Origin of the sequence: Chryseobacterium sp. CFS2, assembly GCF_036543225.1 — a bacterium.
Taxonomy (GTDB): Bacteria; Bacteroidota; Bacteroidia; order Flavobacteriales; family Weeksellaceae; genus Chryseobacterium; species Chryseobacterium culicis_A.
In genome coordinates, this window is record NZ_JAZHQU010000012.1 from 89757 (window position 1) to 111390 (window position 21634).

The 21634-nt window shown below is 36.0% G+C and carries 21 protein-coding genes; 10 read left to right on the forward strand and 11 right to left on the reverse strand.

Annotated elements, in window-relative coordinates:
• Positions 1–7 precede the first annotated feature (7 nt).
• Both ODR02_RS22005 and ODR02_RS22010 read right to left on the reverse strand, forming a co-directional pair.
• Positions 8–1366 carry a T9SS type A sorting domain-containing protein gene (locus tag ODR02_RS22005; protein WP_309513559.1) on the reverse strand — a complete coding sequence of 453 codons (1359 nt, stop codon included), beginning with the start codon at positions 1364–1366 and terminating at the stop codon, positions 8–10.
• A gap of 2 nt (positions 1367–1368) precedes the next feature.
• Positions 1369–1854 carry a hypothetical protein gene (locus ODR02_RS22010; RefSeq protein WP_309513560.1) on the reverse strand — a complete coding sequence of 162 codons (486 nt, stop codon included), beginning with the start codon at positions 1852–1854 and terminating at the stop codon, positions 1369–1371.
• A 100-nt stretch (positions 1855–1954) separates the two neighbouring features.
• Here ODR02_RS22010 and ruvC point away from each other — a divergent pair, with 100 nt between their 5' ends.
• The 5 genes from ruvC to ODR02_RS22035 all read left to right on the forward strand — a co-directional run bounded on the left by ruvC (position 1955) and on the right by ODR02_RS22035 (position 5493).
• Positions 1955–2509 (forward strand): crossover junction endodeoxyribonuclease RuvC, encoded by a 555-nt coding sequence (gene ruvC, locus ODR02_RS22015; protein WP_209786832.1) that lies wholly within the window; start codon positions 1955–1957, stop codon positions 2507–2509.
• Between the two features lie 151 nt (positions 2510–2660).
• On the forward strand, positions 2661–3731 hold the full coding sequence (locus tag ODR02_RS22020) for a DUF4407 domain-containing protein (protein ID WP_309513561.1): 1071 nt from the start codon (positions 2661–2663) through the stop codon (positions 3729–3731).
• A 173-nt stretch (positions 3732–3904) separates the two neighbouring features.
• Positions 3905–4498 (forward strand): phage tail protein, encoded by a 594-nt coding sequence (locus ODR02_RS22025; RefSeq protein ID WP_209786830.1) that lies wholly within the window; start codon positions 3905–3907, stop codon positions 4496–4498.
• Between the two features lie 5 nt (positions 4499–4503).
• Complete coding sequence (locus ODR02_RS22030) at positions 4504–5196, forward strand: T9SS type A sorting domain-containing protein (protein ID WP_209786829.1); 693 nt, start codon at positions 4504–4506, stop codon at positions 5194–5196.
• 99 nt (positions 5197–5295) lie between these two features.
• Positions 5296–5493, forward strand: coding sequence for a KTSC domain-containing protein (locus ODR02_RS22035; protein ID WP_209786828.1), 198 nt, complete (start codon positions 5296–5298; stop codon positions 5491–5493).
• A 53-nt stretch (positions 5494–5546) separates the two neighbouring features.
• Here ODR02_RS22035 and ODR02_RS22040 read toward each other — a convergent pair whose 3' ends face one another.
• The 8 genes from ODR02_RS22040 to ODR02_RS22075 all read right to left on the reverse strand — a co-directional run bounded on the left by ODR02_RS22040 (position 5547) and on the right by ODR02_RS22075 (position 14196).
• Entirely contained in the window at positions 5547–7412 is a 1866-nt protein-coding gene (locus tag ODR02_RS22040) for a GEVED domain-containing protein (RefSeq protein WP_209786827.1), read from the reverse strand.
• Positions 7413–7744: 332 nt separating this feature from the next.
• Complete coding sequence (gene guaB, locus ODR02_RS22045; RefSeq protein ID WP_105681751.1) at positions 7745–9205, reverse strand: IMP dehydrogenase; 1461 nt, start codon at positions 9203–9205, stop codon at positions 7745–7747.
• 388 nt (positions 9206–9593) lie between these two features.
• Positions 9594–10097: a DUF4252 domain-containing protein gene (locus ODR02_RS22050; RefSeq protein ID WP_209786825.1), complete on the reverse strand. Its 504-nt coding sequence runs from the start codon at positions 10095–10097 to the stop codon at positions 9594–9596.
• 12 nt (positions 10098–10109) lie between these two features.
• The gene (locus ODR02_RS22055) at positions 10110–11396 is read right to left on the reverse strand and encodes a DUF4252 domain-containing protein (RefSeq protein ID WP_309513562.1); all 1287 of its coding nucleotides are present in this window, start codon (positions 11394–11396) and stop codon (positions 10110–10112) included.
• 16 nt (positions 11397–11412) lie between these two features.
• The gene (locus tag ODR02_RS22060) at positions 11413–12096 is read right to left on the reverse strand and encodes a hypothetical protein (protein ID WP_209786824.1); all 684 of its coding nucleotides are present in this window, start codon (positions 12094–12096) and stop codon (positions 11413–11415) included.
• Positions 12071–12580, reverse strand: a complete 510-nt coding sequence (locus tag ODR02_RS22065; protein ID WP_309513563.1) for an RNA polymerase sigma factor — start codon at positions 12578–12580, stop codon at positions 12071–12073. The genes ODR02_RS22060 and ODR02_RS22065 overlap by 26 nt, the downstream gene beginning before the upstream one ends.
• A 100-nt stretch (positions 12581–12680) precedes the next feature.
• The gene (locus ODR02_RS22070) at positions 12681–13841 is read right to left on the reverse strand and encodes a GlmU family protein (protein ID WP_209789256.1); all 1161 of its coding nucleotides are present in this window, start codon (positions 13839–13841) and stop codon (positions 12681–12683) included.
• A gap of 103 nt (positions 13842–13944) precedes the next feature.
• On the reverse strand, positions 13945–14196 hold the full coding sequence (locus tag ODR02_RS22075; protein WP_002976190.1) for a type B 50S ribosomal protein L31: 252 nt from the start codon (positions 14194–14196) through the stop codon (positions 13945–13947).
• Between the two features lie 184 nt (positions 14197–14380).
• Here ODR02_RS22075 and ODR02_RS22080 point away from each other — a divergent pair, with 184 nt between their 5' ends.
• The 5 genes from ODR02_RS22080 to ODR02_RS22100 all read left to right on the forward strand — a co-directional run bounded on the left by ODR02_RS22080 (position 14381) and on the right by ODR02_RS22100 (position 19563).
• A complete protein-coding gene (locus tag ODR02_RS22080) occupies positions 14381–15790 on the forward strand; it encodes a hypothetical protein (protein ID WP_309513564.1) in 1410 nt (469 codons plus the stop codon).
• On the forward strand, positions 15790–16116 hold the full coding sequence (locus tag ODR02_RS22085; RefSeq protein ID WP_034692883.1) for a nucleotide pyrophosphohydrolase: 327 nt from the start codon (positions 15790–15792) through the stop codon (positions 16114–16116). Before ODR02_RS22080 ends, ODR02_RS22085 begins: the two co-directional genes overlap by 1 nt.
• Before the next feature lie 71 nt (positions 16117–16187).
• Positions 16188–17411: a 3-phosphoshikimate 1-carboxyvinyltransferase gene (locus ODR02_RS22090; protein ID WP_309513565.1), complete on the forward strand. Its 1224-nt coding sequence runs from the start codon at positions 16188–16190 to the stop codon at positions 17409–17411.
• 244 nt (positions 17412–17655) lie between these two features.
• Positions 17656–18339: a hypothetical protein gene (locus ODR02_RS22095; RefSeq protein ID WP_309513566.1), complete on the forward strand. Its 684-nt coding sequence runs from the start codon at positions 17656–17658 to the stop codon at positions 18337–18339.
• A gap of 228 nt (positions 18340–18567) precedes the next feature.
• The gene (locus ODR02_RS22100) at positions 18568–19563 is read left to right on the forward strand and encodes a phosphatidylinositol-specific phospholipase C (protein ID WP_309513567.1); all 996 of its coding nucleotides are present in this window, start codon (positions 18568–18570) and stop codon (positions 19561–19563) included.
• Positions 19564–19783: 220 nt separating this feature from the next.
• Here the strand turns inward: ODR02_RS22100 and ODR02_RS22105 are convergent, their stop codons facing one another.
• Positions 19784–21610, reverse strand: coding sequence for an alkaline phosphatase (locus ODR02_RS22105; protein WP_309513568.1), 1827 nt, complete (start codon positions 21608–21610; stop codon positions 19784–19786).
• Between the last annotated feature and the right edge of the window lie 24 nt (positions 21611–21634).

A 21634-nucleotide genomic window follows, 5' to 3' on the forward strand; every position in this document is an offset into this window, starting at 1 on the left:
GTTCAATTTATTCTTTTATGATCTTCTGAGAAATAATCAGGTTTTTATTTTCTTTTACATTCAACAGGTAAGTACCTGCCGGATAGTTTTTAATATCAACCTTTATCGCAGAATCATTCAGTTCAAATCTGGATGGAATAAGTTTTCCGGAAGCATCATACACTTCCACATTTATATTCTTTGAAAACTCCTGTTTCCCTTTAATGAAAAATTCTCCATTTGTCGGATTAGGATAAATACTGAAACGACGCTCTTCAGCTTTTACTTCTGAAAGTTTAAGCGTGGATTTACTCAGAGTCCAGGAAACATTGGTAACATGAAGCGTACTGTGATTATCCACTTTTAAGAGTGGATTATTATCTACTACTGAAAATGTCAACGTATTATTTCCATTATTGAGTTGTGCCGGAGTAATCGTAACACTGTTTCCTGTTTCCCCCAAAGCGGTTCCATTCAGACTCCAGGAATTAACCAGTGTATTGGGAATAGGAAGAATTTCATTGACTGTGAAAGTAACATTTGATGTAGCATCCACTGAAGTATTATTGGCAGGAGTATACGAATCTACAGGAGAAACTAAACTATGAATTCTCTCAATAATTGCCTCCTTACATACAGAACAGAATTGTTGGTTAAGATATCTCATCTCACAACTCTGGTGTGGACGAAACCAGGTTGGGCTTTCAGCATGGGCATATACCCCTACTCCATTCAATCCTACCCAGTTTTTCCATTTGATTGTTGCAGGATTGGAATTTTGGGTTTTATTTGCGGATTCCAATGTACCTGAGAACCAGTATTCATCGGCTAATTTTCCAAAGGAATGGCCTAACTCATGTACTACGATTTCATTGGAAGAACCATTTAATGAAGCAAAGGCATAGGTTCCACCGCAGCCTCCATATTCTGTAGAATTACCCAGTACATAGGTGATATCATAATCAGGAATATTCGCTGCCAGCACCTGTCCTACTTTATTGGTTGTATTACTGTATATACATCTGTGAACTCCCACATCGAAAGTAGAGCCAAGATAATTATCAGGATTGGTTACAGGGATTACAGGCTCAGCAACATCCGTTGCAGTTCCGGGATGCTTTACTCCCGATTCTGTTGAAATTACTTTTACAGCATAAGCATTAAAGTAATTCTTATATTCTGTATAAGGACTTTTTGTGAAAAGATAATTGATTGTATTCTGGGCTGATGTCGTAAAAGCAGTTTGCTGTGCAGAGGTAAATCCGTCTCCTAAAACGGCTATCACAACTCTTTTACTGTTGTCTCCGTTCTGTAAAAGAGGAACGGTCTCGAATGTCTGTGCAAAACAACTGCTTCCTATTAAAAGGGATAATAAAGTTTTTTTCATAATTATAGTTTTTGTGTTAATAATACTTGCACACCATCATCTGTTGCTTTTTCTATTTTTACTGACTGTACATTTTCAGAATAAGAAAAACGGGTACTGAACTCTGTATTTTGAAGGGCAGCCTGATGTCTGGAAATTCCTTCTTTTTCATACACTTCCAGTTCAGGATTAAAAGGATCTTTCACAAGTTGTTTTCCCACTTCTTTCCCACCAGATCCAGTCAGTGTGATAATAAGATCTCCCTTACGAATATCATCTCTTTCAAAAGAAGGCATATGTTTCAATCTGCCGTCTGCAATTTTAGTACTCTGGAGCGTGATTTTTGCATTTCCTGCCTGATCTTTATCTGCCTTGAAAAACAAATAAATAATCCGGTCACTCTTTTTTGTGACAATCTCCGAATGCTTACTTTCAATTAAATTACTTTCCTTTTGGAAGCTGCATAACAGAAAAGCAGGAACAATAAGTACATTAAATAAATTTTTCATAATCATTTTTGCTTAAAGGTACTAAACTTTTAAATAAAAATAAAAATCATTGCCAATACTTTTTTATACTTAAAACTTAGAAAGTCCTATCTTTGGAGCAATGACTTCAGAGAAAATAATTTTAGGAATTGACCCGGGAACAGCGATAATGGGATTTGGTATCATCTCCGTAAAGAAAGGAAAAATGGAGATGGTTTCTATTCATGAACTGATCTTAAAAAAATATCCCAATCACGAAACTAAGCTTAAATATATTTTTGAAAGAACCCTTTCTCTTATCGACGAATTTCATCCTGATGAGGTGGCTCTTGAGGCTCCTTTCTATGGAAAAAATGTGCAAAGTATGCTGAAGCTTGGACGAGCTCAGGGAGTTGCAATGGCTGCCAGTCTTTACAGAAACATTCCTATTACTGAATATTCTCCGAAAAAAATTAAGATGGCCATCACCGGAAACGGAAATGCCAGCAAGGAACAGGTAGCAGGTATGCTTCAAAACCTTCTTAAATTAAAAGAATTCCCTACAAAATATTTAGATGCTTCTGATGGTCTTGCCGTTGCAGTATGCCATCATTTTAATTCCGGAACCATCACGGATACCAAATCGTATTCCGGCTGGGAGAGTTTTCTGAAGCAGAATCCGGATAGATTGAAGTAATTTCGATCTTTTCTTTGAAAATTTTCAAAAGAAATTTTAACCTTCTTAAAAACAGCATTTTATACAAATGCACACAGTTACTTGGTAAAACATAATACTATCTTTTACATTGGTATGATTTTTAGTACTACCTTTGTATAAATTTTCAGTTATGAAAACAAACCAACAAACTATAAATCAAGGGACTCATAAAATAAACTGGTTCCAAAAATTTCTGATGGTATGTTCAGGCGGGAACATCCATATTTTAAGAAAGACTCCGAGTGAATGGAATAAATTTTCCGGGATTGGAGGGATTGTACTTTTCACTGCAGTGTTCGCCACTTTGTCTGCAGGCTATGCCATGTATACGGTATTCGACAACATTTGGGCATCAGTAGGATTTGGAATTCTGTGGGGATTGATGATTTTCAATCTTGACCGCTATATTGTTTCTTCCATCAAAAAAACGGGAACATGGTGGAATCAGATTCTGATGGCTATTCCTCGTCTTATCCTTGCTACCTTTCTAGGAATTATTATTTCTAAGCCTTTAGAACTTAAAATTTTTGAAAAGGAAGTCAACAAACAGCTGAATACCATTATCCAAAGGAACAAAAAACAGCTCCAGGGAGAAATGAACGGAAGGATTCTTCAGCAGAGCGGACCTTTTGAGACAGAAAAGCAACAGATCTCAGGAAAAATAGCTCAATATCAGAAAGCATATGACTCTGCTTCTGTAGAACTTGAAAAAGAAATTCTGGGAAAACAATCTGGCCTCACCAGTGGAAAAGAGGGTTACGGACCGAATGCGAAACGTAAACAGGAACTGAAAGAGCAGCGTAAACAGGATCTTGAAAACTTCCAAAAACAGGCTTCTCCAAGACTGGAATATTTAGATAAAGAAATATCCAAGGTATATACCAACCTGGAAACTGAAAGAAAATCTACAGAAACTTTTGAAGATAAGTTCAATGGCTTTGCAGCAAGACTTCAGGCATTGGATGAACTGGGTAAGAATTCTGCAATCATTGGCCTCGCAGCAGCTTTTATCATGGGATTGTTTATCTGTCTTGAGATTTCTCCGGTTCTGGTAAAATTAATCTCTCATATAGGACCCTATGACTATCTTTTAGAAAAAACAGAAAATGATTTCAGATTGTATTCTAAAGAAAAAATTGAAAAAGGAAATGCTCTGACTGATTTCAGGATCGATGATTTTAAAGATAATTTGAGAAAATAAAATGATAGCTCAATATTCTAACCGATCTTAAATATTAGAGAAAAAATCTATAATAATATATTTTTCAATAAATAAAATCTAACCTTTTACATAATTGTGAAAGGTTTTTCTTTTAATAAAGAATTTTATGCGAAATATTTTCTAATTTTATATTACATAAAATCCTTATTATCATGAAAAACTTACTTTTTGCATGTATGCTGCTGATATGCAGTGTATCTGCTCCTGCTCTAAAAGCTCAGGCATCAGAACCATTTTTAGGGCAAATAGCCTTTGTACCGTATAATTTTGCTCCAAAATATTGGGCAGAATGTAATGGGCAGCTCCTGCCTATCGCTCAAAACCAAGCACTTTTTTCATTGCTAGGAACCACTTATGGAGGGAATGGAACCACTACATTTGCCTTACCTGATATGAGAGGAAGAGTACTCGTTCATAACGGACAAGCTCCTGGAGGGGCAACGAACTATACTATGGGAGAAACCGGCGGAGCTGAAAGTGTAACATTACTGATAACACAAATGCCAGCCCATAATCACACAATAAATGCAGTAACAGCGGAAGGGAATCAAAACTCACCTACCAACAGCCTTCCGGCGGACACCAAAGTTCTTGACAAAGAATATTCCGATGCAGCGGCTAATACTACGATGAAAAACACAATGGTAGGAAACACCGGAGGAAATCAGCCTCATGAAAACAGACCTCCTTTTATTACCCTGAAATGCATCATTGCCTTAGCAGGAGTCTTTCCATCACAAAACTAATCGTTATGAAAATTCTTTACTTAGTATGTCTTGCTATGGGAAGCTCAGCTTTTACGCAGACAATAACTTTCAGTGGATGTCCAAATCTGTTTGACAGCCCGCCTAATACTTACGTCTTTAACAAAACCGGAGTAGATGCCTTTAGCAAGAACATTTATATGACTACTCCTATTGATGGCGGGCAGGATTGTAGTGGATTAGGCACCTGTGAATTTAAAATTCAATGGAACAACACTCTTACAAGATGGGAATTTCTTGGTGATGAAGGAAACGGAACTTTTACGACTCCCTATCTGATTTATTACAACTCCACAGGTAATAATTCCTTACCGATTCCTCCTGGTAATAGTGTTGGAACCTGGGTTGAAAATACCACAATGACTAACGGCCAATGTGGAGGAAGCCTTACTGCGGTAAATTCTACCATGACGGGTGATGTACAGAACACAACACTAGGAACTTCGGATCTTTCGAAAAATAAAATTCAGATCTTTCCTAATCCGGTGGCTGATTTCATAAGAATTTCCGGCATTGATGACGGGTTGTCCATCCAAATTTATAATATTGACGGGCGTCTTGTAAAATCAGAAATGTTTGATTCAAAGATTGATGTATCACAGCTTGTTTCTGGAGGATATATATTAAAAATAACTACCAGAAATTTTCAGACCCATCAATTTAAATTCGTGAAAAAATAGAACAGTATTTTATTTTAAGAAATTAATTACTAAAGCTTTCGGAATTTCCGGAAGCTTTACTTTTTCATGGCAAGGAACATTTTTTGTATCCATTAGAATATGCCATCAAGTGTTGTAAATCATTTCATCTATTTTCCGGATACTGAAATATTGAGAATTATATATCAGTCGGGAGCGGTTTATGATTATTTTAAAGTACCTCCTGTTATTATTGAAAAGTTTGGAAAGGCAAAATCCAAGGGGCAATTTCTTAACAAAGTGATTAAGCCCAGATTTAAATACAAAAGGATTGAATAAAAAAATGTCCCCATTGAAATGGAGACATTTGATTTATTTAAATGATGATCTGTTTATTTAATGATCAGTTTAGAAGACTTAGTGTCTTTTCCATTAGAAACCTGAATCATATAAACTCCTTTTTCCAATTGCTGGTCTACTTTGAAAACACCACTTCCTTCTTCAGTTACAGATGGGCTTGATACCAATCTTCCGGACATATCAGAAATAGATACTTTTAGGTTTTTACCATTTTTAGCTTTAATGAAGATTTTATCTCCGGTAGCTACCGGGTTAGGATAAATAGTTAAATCGCCACTATCAGCTTTCACTTCACTTGTTGCTAAATTGGTAACAAATTTTACCGTATAATCTTCAACCTGTCCGTACTTTAATTGTCCACAAGGAGTCATGTTAGAATTCTCATCATCTACAAGGACTCTCATTCTTAGAGGAGTATTCAATACTACTGAAGCCGGTGCTGTAATGGTAGTACTGTAAGTACCTACTAAAGTAACAGGATCTGCAATAATATTATCAGCCGAACCTACAAGTTCAGAAGCTTCAAACGTTCCGTTATTATTATAATCAATCCATATTCTTATATCATTATTTGAATCTGATACATTCACTTGAAGATTATGAGTTCCCGTTGCAGAAAGCTCAGTTGATGTTGCTCTTAGGCAGCTTGCTCCTGTATAATCTTCATAGAAATTAGCAGCACTCTGCCAATATCCTGTTGATGCATTATTGATATTTCCCAGTTTCACTAAAGTAGGTCCTACGAAATAATTACTTGGCGTAGTAATACCTGTTGGATTACATGCAGCTGCAATAGGAGTTCCAATAGCTGCTCCTACAGAAGGTGCTGTTGCTCCTAATGAAGTACTTAACCCTCCTTTCATCAAGAAGAAATAAAGAGCTGCTCTATCATGTTGCCCATTAGTAAATTTAAATGCAATTGGATTGGTATAGTTCATCATGTTATACTGTACTCCCTGATAGTTCACCCCTGAACAATAATTCATATCGTTATTGGTAGGTGCCGGATCGTTCAGCAAGCTTCTTGATCTTTCGGTATCACAAACCTGATCATCATCATTCTCACAGTTACCAGTAGTGGGTGGACAGAAAGTCGTAGTTGTATCTCCTTGTGGTGCATCCGGGTTTACATTTCCAAAAGTATGAAGTAATCCCATACTATGTCCAAATTCGTGTGCCAGAGTAATATCATCCGGTAGTGTAACTACAAAAGATTTCATAAAGGATTCATAAGAAGAATCAGGATTTTGAGGTAATCCTGCCCATCCCATGATACCATAAGTACCACCGCCATCTACTTTATTCATAATATAAATATTGAAGTAAGATGCTTCCGGCCAGTGAGGAGCAATTGTTTTTACCTGTGCTGTTGTAACTCCATTAGCTCCGTTACGCTTTACTCCATAAGTATCGTATCCTGCAAGAGTTCCCCCATTATATCTAACAATACCTGTAGTAGCATTACAACTTGGGTCTCTTTTAGCTAATACCAATTTAATCGGCATTGTAGCCGCATTACCAAAATCTGCAGGAATTCCCTGAGCCCACTGATAAGTCCCCGCATACATTTGATTACAATGATCCAACCACGCCTGAATTTGTGCATCACTTTTATTGTAAGCTGTACCAATAGCAGCTCCTGTAGGCGCTATTACGTGCACTACTACAGGAATCTCGTAAACTCCATTTACAATTTTGTATGCACTTCCATTTTTAGCAGCCGCATTTTGATTACTGCTAATAATTTTGTTACGGATATTACGAACCATTTCATCAATTTCCGCATTCTGCTTTTGGTGTACTCTCTGTTCATTATCAAAGTCACACCAATCTTTTTTTTGCTGTGCTGATACTGAAAGGGATAGTAGCAATGTCCCACAAAGGATAGTTTTCTTCATTTCAATAATTTAAATAGGTTGTAAATTTTTCAATCTTATGTTTCAATCAGCTAAAACTATAACTGAAAACCCTCACAAAATTTAAAATTTTATTACAGTTAGTAGAAAAAAAACCATTATTGTTACATTTTAAACGAAAATAAAATTAACATCATTATAAATAGAACCTATTTTATTTATATTATCACAAATAAATAACCATAAAAACAAACAATACAACAAAACAAAAACACAATATTATCACTCTATCAATCAAAACATTAAAGCAATATCATAGAATAAAAAAAACCGCACGAATTGTACGGTTTTTCTATTTTTAATTCCATATCATTCTATAAAGAATAATTTGGAGCTTCTTGTGTGATAATTACATCATGCGGGTGAGATTCCTTCAATCCGCTTCCTGTAATCATTACCAGTTTGGAATCTTTTTGAAGTGTTTCAATATCTTTTGCCCCACAATATCCCATACCAGCTCTCAAACCTCCTGTCAACTGGAAAATAACGTCTTCCAGTTTTCCTTTGTGTGGAACTCTTCCTTCAATTCCTTCCGGAACGAATTTTTTAGCTTCACTTTGGAAATATCTCTCTTTACCCCCTCTCTTCATTGCGGAAAGGCTTCCCATTCCCTGGTAAGATTTGAATTTTCTTCCCTGGAAGATAATTTCCTCTCCCGGAGCTTCATCTGTACCGGCTAAAAGAGAACCTAACATTACGGCTCCTGCTCCACTAGCGATTGCTTTAACGATATCTCCGGAAAGTTTAATTCCTCCGTCACCAATTACGGTTACATTTTGAGATTTTGCATATTCGTACACGTTATAGATAGCAGATAGCTGAGGAACTCCTACTCCGGCAACTACTCTGGTTGTACAGATAGATCCAGGTCCTACACCTACTTTTAATACGTTTGCTCCTGCTGCAATAAGATCTTTAGCAGCATCTGCAGTTACGATATTTCCTCCTACAATATCAAGGTCCGGATATGCTTTTCTGATTTCTGAAATTTTATCTAAAACTCCTTTAGAATGACCGTGTGCAGAATCGATGGCTACGATATCAACTCCTGCCTGTACCAAAGCCTCAATTCTTGTCAATGTATCTTCTCCTACTCCTACTCCTGCTCCAACGATAAGACGGCCATTTTCATCTTTATTAGCATTAGGATACTCTAACTGATTGTCGATATCCTTAATAGTAATTAAGCCTACAAGTTTATTATCTTTATCTACGATAGGAAGTTTTTCAACTCTGTTCTTAAGAAGGATTTCTTTTGCCTTTTCAAGGTTGGTATCTTTGTCTGAAGTGATAAGATTATCTTTGGTCATAATCTCCTCTACTTTCATACCAAGATTTTCCTGATATTTTACATCTCTGTTGGTAATAATTCCAATTAGAACATTATTATCATCTACTACCGGAAGACCTGAAATCTTATATCTTGACATAAGATCTTTGGCTTCTCCTAAAGTATGATCTTTAGATAAGGTAACCGGATCAGAGATCATTCCGTTTTCTGAACGTTTTACACGGTTTACCTGAGCAGCCTGCTCAGCAATCGTCATGTTTTTGTGAATAAAGCCCAACCCTCCAACTCTTGCCAAAGCAATTGCCAGATCAGCTTCAGTAACAGTGTCCATCGCAGCGGAAACTATCGGAACATTCAGCGTGATTTTGTCGGTAAGTCTTGATTTTAATGAAACCTGGTTAGGTAAAACTTCTGAATAAGAAGGGACTAGAAGAACGTCATCGAAAGTGATGGCTGTCTCTACAATTTTGTTATGAATAGACATCTTTACTTTCTTTGCAAAATTAGGTTATTTTAGTGAGATATGAAAATCCTTTTTAATAGTTTAAATAAAAATTAATAATCAATAACTTAAATCGAAAAAACCGTTCTTTATCAGAACGGTTACTGTACAAAATAATTGAATAAGTATGAAACTACTTTGGTTATATGTTAAATAGTGAACACAAAGGTCTATTTTAAAGGGTTTCCATTTTCGTCCAGATTCTCAATATGAGTCTGATTATTTTTATATACGTATAATTTGGAAGACTGGTTTTTAAAGGCATGAAAAAAAAAAGCCACACAGTATGGTAAATACAACGGCATAGATTTTAAGGATATGGACTTCTCTTATTAATTTTTCCATGCTTTGAATGTTTGAGATAGTATGATTATTTATCAGAAACAGAATTAATCATTTTTGAAATATCATTCGCGGTAAAATTTCCTTTCACATCTACAAAGACCATTTCATTCTTACCCGAACCTACCGTGATCAGCATATTTTTGATAGCATCCCCATCTTGTTTTACCCTTATGTTAATATGCTCTCCATCATGTTTTATGGTGGCCCATTCTTCGTAATGATTATCATTCAAAAACTGGGCATAATCGTTTAGCATTTCATTACTTCCGTTAGTTACGGTAAGTACTTTTATTTTAGAAGCCTTCTTTACCAGATCAATGGTCTCTTCACTTTCTCCATCTTCTCTCAAGGCCTTCTTAATATAAGATTTAGCCAGAACCATGGGTACATTAATACTTGCAAACTGAGCTCCCTTGAAATCATATTTTGAATTCTGGAAAAAATCTATATTTGGTTTTTCTGAAACAATGCATGACTGAAGCCATCCTATTGTCAAAACAATGAGAAAAATGGGTTTAAGAGCCTTCATAGTTTAGTTTTTTTATTTGATTTGTCTGAAGCTTCCTCCCGAGATTTTATCTACTTTAGCGTCCACTTCGGGATTTCCTTTTAGTTTTACAGAGGCTCCTGACGAAACACTTACTTTCAGTTTATCAGTAACCAGCAAAGAAAGGCTTGCTCCTGAAGTAGATTCTGCCACCGCAGTTGCAATTTTAAGATCATCAGCCTTACAAGACGCTCCACTGCTTATATCAATTACTGCGGAAACAGCTTCTCCTGATAAGCTCACGCTTGCTCCGCTTGAAGTATCCAATGCTAGTTTTTCTGTGTTAAGTTCAGCATTCAAAACAGCACCAGAGCTCACTGTAACAGCGGCAGCTTGTTTTATATTGAAAGCACCTTTAATAATAGAACCAGATTCCGCATCGATCTCCATACTATTCTCATTAACAGGATTCACAGCTGTGAAGACACTTCCTGATGAAGTTTTTATGCTATGAAGATTAGGAGCAGAGACATTGACATTCAGATTTTTAAATCTCAGGTTTCTTACCCCTTTATTGTCAACATATATTTTCAGCACCCCGCCTTCCACTTTCGTGATCACGTATTGAAGTTTATCTGCATCAGCAATTACTTTTACGCTTCTTGTATTTTCCTGTTTGAAGGTAACGTTTACGCCTACACTGGCATCAATTTTTGAGAATTCTCCTACATTTCTGTTGTCCCCATTCAGATAAGAAGATGTATTGTCTGAAGTAAGGCTGTTTCTTACAGAAGTTGTAACGGAAGAAGTTGTTGTTTCACCGGAATTAATGATCTTATTAACATCTGATAGTTTCATTTTTCCGTTAAGAATAAAAATGATATTTTCTTCTTTGGAATCAACATTGAAAACCAGATTTTCCAAATAATTATCTTTTTCTTCTTCAGCAAGGAATTTCATGGAAGTGCCATCACTGCTCATTGACATCAGCTCATTAAAGTTTAAAGATTTCAATGCATTGTTTACTCTTGCCGTTTTATCTTCGTTCATTTTTATATTGGCAAGATTCTCATCTTTTAAACGATCCGGAAAGGTAATTTTAGGGATTATCAAAATTTTAAGCCCATCTACTTCATTCAATATAGGTTTTATTTTTCCTATATAGGCATCATCAACATCAATGGTATTCAATAGTTTGAACATTGGCTTCTTAATGTTGATTGATGTTACTCTTCCATTTTTTTCAAAATCCTGAAAAAGCTTGTCCAATTTCTCAGTCTGTGCAGAATAGTTTGCAAAACTGGTTAGCATAATGGCTATTATAAAAAATATTTTTTTCATGGGATTGATCTGATTTTTAATATTCGCTGTCAAGATTTTCATTTTTTTGAGAAGACGCTACTGTTTTTTTAAACTCACTTCCTAATTTCATAAAGGAGTATTTGGCAACATCAATCGCTTCTTTTTCACTGGTGATTCTTTTTCCGTTCACAATGACATAGGAGTCATTATAGGTTGCAGCAGAATCATTTATATTTCTGTTGTTCTGGTAGGAAGAGTTGTCTACATATTTAGGTCTTCTTTCTTTTTTAAGTCGTCCTCTTTTTGGCAGAATCTCATCCAGTACATCTTTTTCTGCTACCTGATTATCCTGAAAAACAGAATCTTTTTTCACACCGGAAATAGAGTCGGTATGATTAACGGCTACCTGTTCCTGATGATCACTGTTTTCTTCAATAAACCCGGACTTTTGCTTTAAGATTTCATCTTTTACCAGTTTTTCTCTGTCCTGAACATCGGTATTATACCGATTCAGGAAAAATCCAGCCCCGAAAATCAGCATTACACTGGCGGCCATCCAGAACCATTTAGGAAAGGAGGGCTTTTTCTTTTCTTCCAACGGAATAACAGGCGCAGTATTCTGTTCAGGTTCCGCACCTTCTGCAGTCTGAAGAAAGTCTTCAAAACTCCAGTCCATTTTTTCTTCCTTAATATCCCGGAAGACTTCGTTGTATTTATCTTGTAATTGATCTTTGTTCATAGCTCATCAGTTGTGAGATTTGTTCTTTTACTTTTTGTCTCGCACGCATCAGGTTTACCCTTACTGCATTTTCCTCCATTTCCAGCATTTCAGAAATTTCGGAAACATCATATTCTTCTACATCTTTCAAGTGGATGACCAACTTTTGTTTTTCGGGGAGCTGATTGATAAATCCTACAATATGTTCCTTAAGGTTATCAACTTCCATACTGTAAAGCTCCGATCGATGAAGCTGCATATCCGCAAAACCGATCTTTACATCATGATGCTTCAGGCGGTTCAGGCATTCATTCCGGACAGATTTCAGCGCATAGGATTTAAAATTCCCGAATTGCCCAAGCTCATCCCTCTTCTGCCAAAACTTCATCATGAGATCCTGTACTACATCTTCTGCTTCATCACTGCTCATGACAAACCGCTTCGCAAAACGATACATCTCGTCTTTGAGAATAAACACCGTATTCTTGAAAGTTTCTTGGGTCATGAGTTTTGTTTCTTATAGGTAAGACAATTGCCGTTACAGATCTATTACATCAAAAATAAAAAAACTTCAAAAAAGATTGAAGTTTTTTATTATTATCGAATTAATACGTATCAAAAATATGTTTCAGAATTGCTTTATCCTCCTCTGTTAAAGGAACTTTTCTCCTTGCCATGGCTCTCTCTGCCACTTCATATACTTTATCCAGCCTGAATCTTTCATCATCTTTCAATCCGCCCCATGAAAAATTTTCCACAAGGTTGGGCGGAAAACCAGGTTTGAATATATTGGAAGCTACCCCAATCACTGTTCCTGTATTTAATTGGGTATTGATAGCTGTTTTGGAATGATCTCCCATAATCAGCCCTGCAAACTGCAAACCTGTATCTTCAAATGCTTTTGTTCGGTAATTCCATAGCTTTACGTGGCTGTAGTTATTTTTAAGATTGGAAGAATTGGTATCAGCACCAAAATTACACCACTCTCCTATGACGGAATTTCCGATGAAACCTTCATGTCCTTTACTCGTATATCCAAAGATGATGATGTTGTTCACTTCTCCTCCTACTTTACAGTGAGGACCAATAGTGGTAGCACCATAAATTTTAGCACCCAGATTGAACTTAGAATCTTCTCCAAGCGTGATAGGCCCGCGCAGGTGGCAACCTTCCATTACTTCTGCATTTTTCCCGATATAAATTTTTCCGGTTTTTGTATTCAGGGTTGAGAATTCTATTTCCGCACCTTCTTCAATAAACAGGTCTTTTTTATCACCCAGGAAACCATTGGTTGAAGACAATTCCTGTGAAGTTCTTCCTTTAGTAAGCAAATCAAAATCGAAATCAATCGCGTGATGATTATAGGTAAATAAATCTTTTGGTCTTTTAAAGAAAATAAGATCTTCCTTAATATCCGTCATTTTTTCAATCTGATTCAGGGAAAAGCCTTTCATATTGATTTTTGCAGCGATTAATTCGTCCTCATACACTAAAGCTTCCCCTAGCTTAAGATCCTTTATCTGTTGAATTACAGTTTCTGTTGGAAGGAAATTCGGAACCAAAAAGAGACTTTCTTTTTCCTCAGGACTTTTAAATTTATCCTGAAGATACATTTCTGTGAAGTAGCTTACTTCAGTATTTTCGAGGATTTTCTGCCATCTTTCAGAAAATGTAAGGATTCCGCATCGCATTGTCGCAACCGGACGTGTAAAAGTAAGCGGAAGAAAGTCTTCCCAATATTGTGCGTCTGAAAATACTAATTGCATCATTCAGTTTTAAGTTTAAGGTTTAAAATTCAAGGTTAACAAATTTACAATAAAAAAAGTCTCCCAAAAATTGGAAGACTTTAATATTTTAATTGTACAAAAATTACTTAGCGAATTTTTTGTATTTGTTCATGAACTTATCAACTCTACCTGCAGTGTCAACTAGTTTTACTTTACCAGTGTAGAAAGGGTGAGAAGTTGAAGAGATTTCCATTTTGATTAATGGGTATTCTTGTCCTTCGTACTCGATAGTGTCTTTTGTTTCTGCAGTAGACTTGCAAAGAAACACCTCGTCGTTACTCATATCTTTGAAAACAACAAGTCTATAATTTTCTGGGTGGATTCCGTTTTTCATAATACTATTTTTAAAAAAATTAAGTTTGCTTTCGAAATAGTAATGGATATTTCTCTGCTAAATTTTAGGTTGCAAAAATACAACATTTTTTCTAAATTCCAAATACTGAATTCAATATTTTTTTATTGATAAGAAATTCAAAGTATTTTCGTTAAATTTGGAACTTACTTAAACTTTAATTTCAATGAAATTCAAATTATTACTGGCTTTTTCCTTCTGGATGTTACTTGTAGCTGTATCATGTAATAAGGATGACATTACGTTTGACAGCCCAACACAGGAACTTCGTTTTTCAAGAGACACGGTATTCTGTGACACAGTATATCATCAGGTACGTTCAGAAACCTATGTTGTAAAAGTATATAATAATGAAGATAAAGATATCCTGATCCCAAGAGTAAATCTTGAAAAAGGAGCTGCATCATTATATAGAATCAATGTGGATGGAAAACCGGGATATGATTTTAAAAATGTGCCTTTGAGAAAAAAGGACAGTCTCTACATTTTTGTTGAAATTGCCCCTGAAGCTACCGGACCTGAAGCTATTGCAGAAGACAAAGTTCTTTTCACAAGTCCTGGCGGGCAGCAGCACGTAACATTATTCTCTGTAGTTCAGGATGCTGAATTTTTTATCCAGACACCCGGCAATCCTAATGTGATTACCAATTCTACCACGTGGAATAATAATAAAGCAAAGATCATCTACGGAAATCTTACGGTTAATCCTAATATAACTCTTGATATAAATGCCGGAACTAAAGTATATTTCCATAAAAACAGCGGAATGAAAATTTCTTCCGGAGCGGTTTTAAATATCAACGGAACTCAGACCGATCAGGTTATTCTTCGTGGTGACAGAAACGATCCTTATTATGATACGATTCCTAAAAACTGGAATTCTATTAAAATGGAAGCCAATTCTATCCTTAAGATGAACCATGCCAGGCTTTTCGGAGGTACAAGAGGACTTGATATGAAGCAAACCAATGCTACAATTACCAATTCATTTATTCATACTTTCTTTGAATATGGAATTTATGCAGTGGGTTCTACCGTGAATGCCAACAATCTGGTGATGAACAATTGTGGTTTATCCTGTATAGGAATCTTCCTTGGAGGAAAGCATAGCTATACCCATGCTACGATTGCCAATTATTCTAAAACGATGAGTTCTTTTGACAGAGCGGGAATTTTTGCTGCCAATGAATGGAAAAATGATGCCGGACAGACCCAACAGGGAGCTTTGCAGCTGCTTGATATAAAAAACAGTATTGTATATTCTGACAGGGATGATGCTGTACATTTTGAACAAACTCCCGGACAGCAATTTGAATTCTTACTTCAGAATTCATTAATCAAATATACCAGTGCCACCGGAGCCGGTTTCACGTTTGATAACAATCCCAATGTAATTCAAACGGTAAAGAATGCTGAGCCTCAGTTTGTCAATTATTTTATGGCTAAAATGAATCTAAGAGTAAAAACCGGTTCTCCAGCTATTGGAAAAGGAAATACAGCTGTAGCTGCAACCGTACCTACTGATATTGTAGGTGTATCCAGAACCACTAATCCCACTTTAGGAGCTTATCAATAATGGAAATTACGCAGTTGCAACAGCAGGTAGATGAATGGATCAAAACCATTGGGGTAAGATATTTTAATGAGCTGACCAATATGGCGATGCTGACAGAAGAGGTAGGTGAAGTAGCCCGAATTATTGCCAGAAGATATGGTGAACAAAGCGAAAAGGAAAGCGATAAAAATAAAGATCTCGGTGAAGAACTGGCAGATGTACTTTTTGTAACGCTGTGTCTGGCCAATCAAACCGGAGTTAATCTGCAGGATGCTTTCGACAGAAAAATGAAAATCAAAACTGACCGGGATAAAGACCGGCATCAGAATAACGAAAAATTGAAATAATTATCAATGATGAGTTATGAATTACCCATGGATTTGTAACTCATCATTTTTTAAATATCATGTAGATCATAATGAAGAAGCTAGAAAAATCAAAATTATTGGAAAATAAAACGGTACAGATCAGCGGTTCGAAAAGTATTTCGAATCGTTTATTGATTCTGGAAAGCCTGTTTAGCAATATAAAAATTGGAAATCTATCCAATTCTCAGGATACGCAATTGTTGAAAAAAGCATTATCTGAGGATACGGAAGTGGTAGACATCCATCATGCGGGAACGGCAATGCGTTTCCTCACTTCTTATTATTCTATTCAGGAAGGTAAAACAACAATACTTACCGGCTCAGGCAGAATGAAAGAAAGACCCATCAAGAATCTTGTAAGTGCTTTGAGGGATCTTGGAGTAGAAATTGAATACATGGAGAATGAAGGATTTCCGCCTTTAAAAATTAAAGGAAGAAAGATTACCCAGACTTCAGTAAATGTTCCTGCCAATATTTCAAGCCAGTTTATCACCTCCCTGCTTCTTGTTGCCGGAAAACTGGAAAACGGACTGATGATTAATCTCGTAGGAGATGTTACTTCAAGGTCTTATATTGAAATGACTCTTGACATTCTTACAAAATTTGGTATCCAAAGCAGTTTTGAAGGGAACACAATTAAAGTAGAGCCTTTCACTCCTAATGATTCTGCTGCAGTGCATTATGAAGTGGAAAGTGACTGGAGCTCGGCTTCTTATTTCTATTCGATCTGTGCACTGGGAAGAAAAACGATTCACCTGAAAAGTTTTTACAAGGCGTCAACACAGGGAGATTCAGCCATTGCCAATATCTATGAAAAGTTCTTCGGAATCAAAACTACATTCTCTGAAGATCAACATCAACTCACGCTGGAACCTCAGCCTGATTTTGCTTTCCCGGAAAAAATTATCCTGGATATGAATAACTGTCCGGATATTGCACAAACTCTTTGTGTAACAGCAGCAGCTTTAAAAATTCCTTTTGACATTTCCGGATTGGGAACATTAAGAGTAAAGGAAACAGACAGACTTCTTGCTTTATATAATGAGCTTAAAAAACTGGGTACTGAAACAGAAATTACAGATTTAACGATTAAATCAATCAGTTTCGGAGAGCCACAAGACAATATTTCCATTAAGACTTATCAGGATCACAGAATGGCAATGAGTTTTGCGCCGTTCTGCCTGATTAAAGAACTCAATATAGAGGATGAAGATGTTGTAGAAAAATCTTATCCGGTGTTTTGGGAAGACCTTGAAAGTATCCTGACTCATTAATTTAATACTGTAAAGTGTGGTAATTTGAAAATTATTTTAATTTCGGGTTACCACATTTTCACAATGAAGTTGTTTAGACAAATGAAAAAAAATTCACTTTATATTAAAACCATTAAGAAGGATTTAAGAAATAAAGTATAGTTAAGATGAATCATTCTGATTTTAAGCTTATCTTAATACTCTTAACGCCTTACTACAATCTTAATGTTTCAAAAACAAAAGTTTAAACAGATTAAATATAATAATGATGAAACATTTCTTTTCCTTTTTGGTTGTTTTATCTGCGACAAGCTTATATGCTCAGAATCTGAAAGATTTTTTAGTTCCGAAAGGATATACAAAGATTACTGAAACCAAAGGTGATCTTGACAAAGATGGAAAAGAGGAAACAGTCCTGATATTTAATACAAATATAAAAGCATCAGACACGCAAAACGCGGAAGGTACAAATGACTATAGAAGGGTTTTCTATATTCTGAAAAAGGGAAACAACGGGCTAAAGGTATGGAAAGAAAATTCTGTCATCCTTTTTTCAAGCGGATTTGGATTTTATCCTTCTGACAATACTCTTACAATCAATATAAAAAATAACTGTCTTATTATTGAACAGCTGTTTTTTACCAATTCAAGGCATACCCAGAAATACAAACATACTTTCCGGTTTCAAAACGGAGATTTTTATCTGATAGGATCTCATGATCATTTTGAAGACACCTGTGATTTCAGTTTTACGAATGAAATCAATTTTTCTACAGGCCAAGTGATTGTTGACAGAGAATATTCATCCTGTGATGACGATACCAAAGTACCTGAAAATTCACACAAAGAGTTTTCTCATAAATTCCCGACTCTTATTAAAATGAATGATTTCTTTATCGGAGACCACAAATTCAAAATTCCCGGGTCAAAGGAGGATTTTGTATTTTAGGATGGAAGCATGAAGCTGGGTGCTGGAGGTTACTGCTGGACGGTTGATCTATCATAGCCGCTTTATTGTAAATCCATTACTATTTAACTATTAACGATTTCTCTTCTTCCATCATCCATCCCCGAGCTTCCAAACTTTAAATCAACTTAATCATCTCTTAAAGTTAAATTAACTCCTCATGTTTTGATATATTCTTATTTTTAAGCTACCTTAAAAAATAAAAAAACTATGTTCAAACAAAACATGAAGCGCTTCACAGCCATTACGCTTGGGCTTGTTACTGCATCCATCTTTTTTTCCTGTTCAAATGACAGTATGCTGGAAAGAGACTCTAATGAAAACAATTTAGCTTCTTTCTCAAAAGCGGGCAGGACTTCTTTAGCTCCTATCGAAATGAATAGCTGGATGTCTGGTCTTCAGGACAATATTTCAATTTCAAAAATCTCCATTCCCGGAACTCATGATTCCGGAGCACGTGTAGATGCTCCTGTTGTATCAGGTACGGCTAAAACCCAAGACCTCAGCATTGCAGAACAACTTAATGCAGGAGTCCGTTTTCTGGATATCCGTTGCAGACATATTGACAATTCTTTCGCCATTCATCACGGAGCAATTTACCAAAACCTGAATTTTGATGATGTATTGAATGCGTGTTATGCCTTCCTTAACAGCCATCCATCTGAAACAATCATTATGTCTGTAAAAGAAGAATATGATGCTTCCAATACCACCAGAAGTTTTGAACAGACTTTTGATGCTTATGTACAGAAAAATCCTTCTAAATGGGATCTTGGAGCAAACATTCCTACACTAGGTTCTGTAAGAGGAAAGATCAAATTATTAAGAAGATTCTCTGCGGGAACAACTAAAGGGATTAATGCTTCTCCATGGGCAGACAATACCACTTTTGACATCAACAATTCCGGAGTGCAGCTAAAAGTTCAGGATTATTATAAAGTAACCAACAATGATGATAAGTGGAATGGAATTTCAAGTCTTCTTAATGAAGCAAAAAATGATACGAATGGTAAACTTTTCGTGAATTTCACCAGCGGTTATAAACCAGGAATCTTCGGAATCCCTAGTATTCCTACAGTATCCAACAATATCAATCCAAGGCTTAAAACATTCTTTCAAACGAACACTAAGGGATCATTTGGGGTAATGCCAATTGATTTTGTGAATGCTGAATTGTCTGAATTGATTGTTAAGACCAATTTCTAATTTATTATTTGTTAGATATATTCATAGGCTGTCTCTCTTTTTGGGGCAGCCTTTTTGAATTTTTCTCTGCTTCTATTTCCCTCAGATAACACAGATTATCCACAAACATCTGCTTAATCTGTGAAATCTGTGGGATTTCTAAATTAAACACGCAAAAAAAAGACTGCTTCGAAAACGAAACAGTCTCTCTTTGTAAAAGTAAAAGTATTAAAATCAAAAGTTATTTCTGTATTCCGTAGGCTGCCATGATTTTATTGAAAATCTCAGTATTTTCAAACAACCCTGTGAATTCTTTGGAATTGGGTCCGTAAGCAAAAACACTTGACGGAATAGAGGTATGGTCATTCGTACTGAAGTTTCCAAATACCCAGCCTTCTTTCAGACTACCGTCCAAAAGCGTCAATCCTCCTGTTTCATGATCTCCCACTACAATTACTAAGGTTTCCTTATTTTCATCGGCAAATTTCATGGCCTTACCAACCACATGATCAAAATCCAGTAATTCTGTAACCAGCTGTTCTATATTGTTGCTATGACCACCTCCGTCAGTCTGTGAAGCTTCCACCATCATAAAGAATCCGTTTTTATTATTCTTTAAATCATTTAAAGTAAGATCAAAAGCATCGGCAAGCCAGTTTCCTCTTCCGTTGGTTATTCTTTGTGAAGCCAAAGGATCAATAATAAGGGTACGATTATTAATTTTAGTTACAGATTTCAGATCCTGATACAAATCGATTTTTGCTTCTTTGAATTTCTGCAGATTTTCCTGAGACAATCCGCTTGTAGGACCACCGATCAGGATTTTTGTTTTTGAAGTCGCAAAATCTTTCAAAATAGGTTCTGAACTGTTTCTGTTATCCGAGTGAGCATAAAAATCTGCAGGAGTAGCATCTGTAACATCTCCTGTAGAAATTAATCCGGAAACCATTCCTTTCTCAGCAATAATATCAGGGATTTGTGCAAGTGCTTTTCCCATATTATCAACTCCTACAAATGTATTTTTGGTTTTTACTCCTGTTGCAAATGCCGTAGATCCCGGCGCCGAATCCGTAATATAAGCGTTGGATGAATTGGTTTTGGACAGCCCTGTGGATTTCATGTTGAAAACATTCAGTTTCCCTTTGTTGGCCGTAAAGGCAGCGTAATATTGTGGCAAAGAAGTTCCGTCCGGAATAAGAAGGATCACATTCTTTACTTTTTGCTCAACACCGTCTGATTGATAAGTCGGAGTATAAGTAGTGTATTCCTTTGTATTCTTATAAAAGTTCTTTGGAATAGTATTCATGAATTTTTTAAGATCCGGAATATGATCGGTATTGATATAATCCACCCCTAAATCCATAAGGTTTACCCATGAATTAGGAAAATCCGGAGCACCGTAAAAACGCATTGGCTTTTGCTGGGAATGTGCTTTTTCAACAGCAGTTTTAATCTTTGCCGTTTCCTCATCTCTAGGAATTCCTTTTCCATTCCATTTTACCAATCCCGGAAGATCTGCACTGAACATTCCGATTCTTTTCAGTTGATCTGAAGAATAGCTTTTATCAAGATCTCCATCGAAGTAAAGATAATTGGGATAGTTGTTAAAATCTGCCGGTTGAGGTCTTCCTCCGGTAATTACAATTTTAATTCCCGGATTTCCTGTAATCTCAGGATATTTATTTAATGTAGTAATCAAAGCAGCCAATGATGTTTTATAATCCTGCTTAATATCAATCAGCAACTGAAGCTTTTTATTGGCATCAGGATAAATATTCCCTTTGTTCAGTTTAATCTGTTTTGAAATAGGATCGAGATAAAGATTTTCCAGCGTTCGGTCTGCAGAAAGTTCTTTTTCAGTATGGGCTACCCAAAGTTTGCCATTTACCAGAAAAACATCAGCTTCGATAGATCCAAATTGAGCATAGTAAGCCTGCCAAAAAGGGATTTCCTGCATATAGTCATTATGTGAATGCGCATTTCCTACATTGTAATGTAAATAATTCTGTGCCTGATTTTCAGAAAAAACAGCCAGGGCTAATACAGCCCATATTTTTGATAGTTTCATCGTATATCCTTATTATTTTTTATA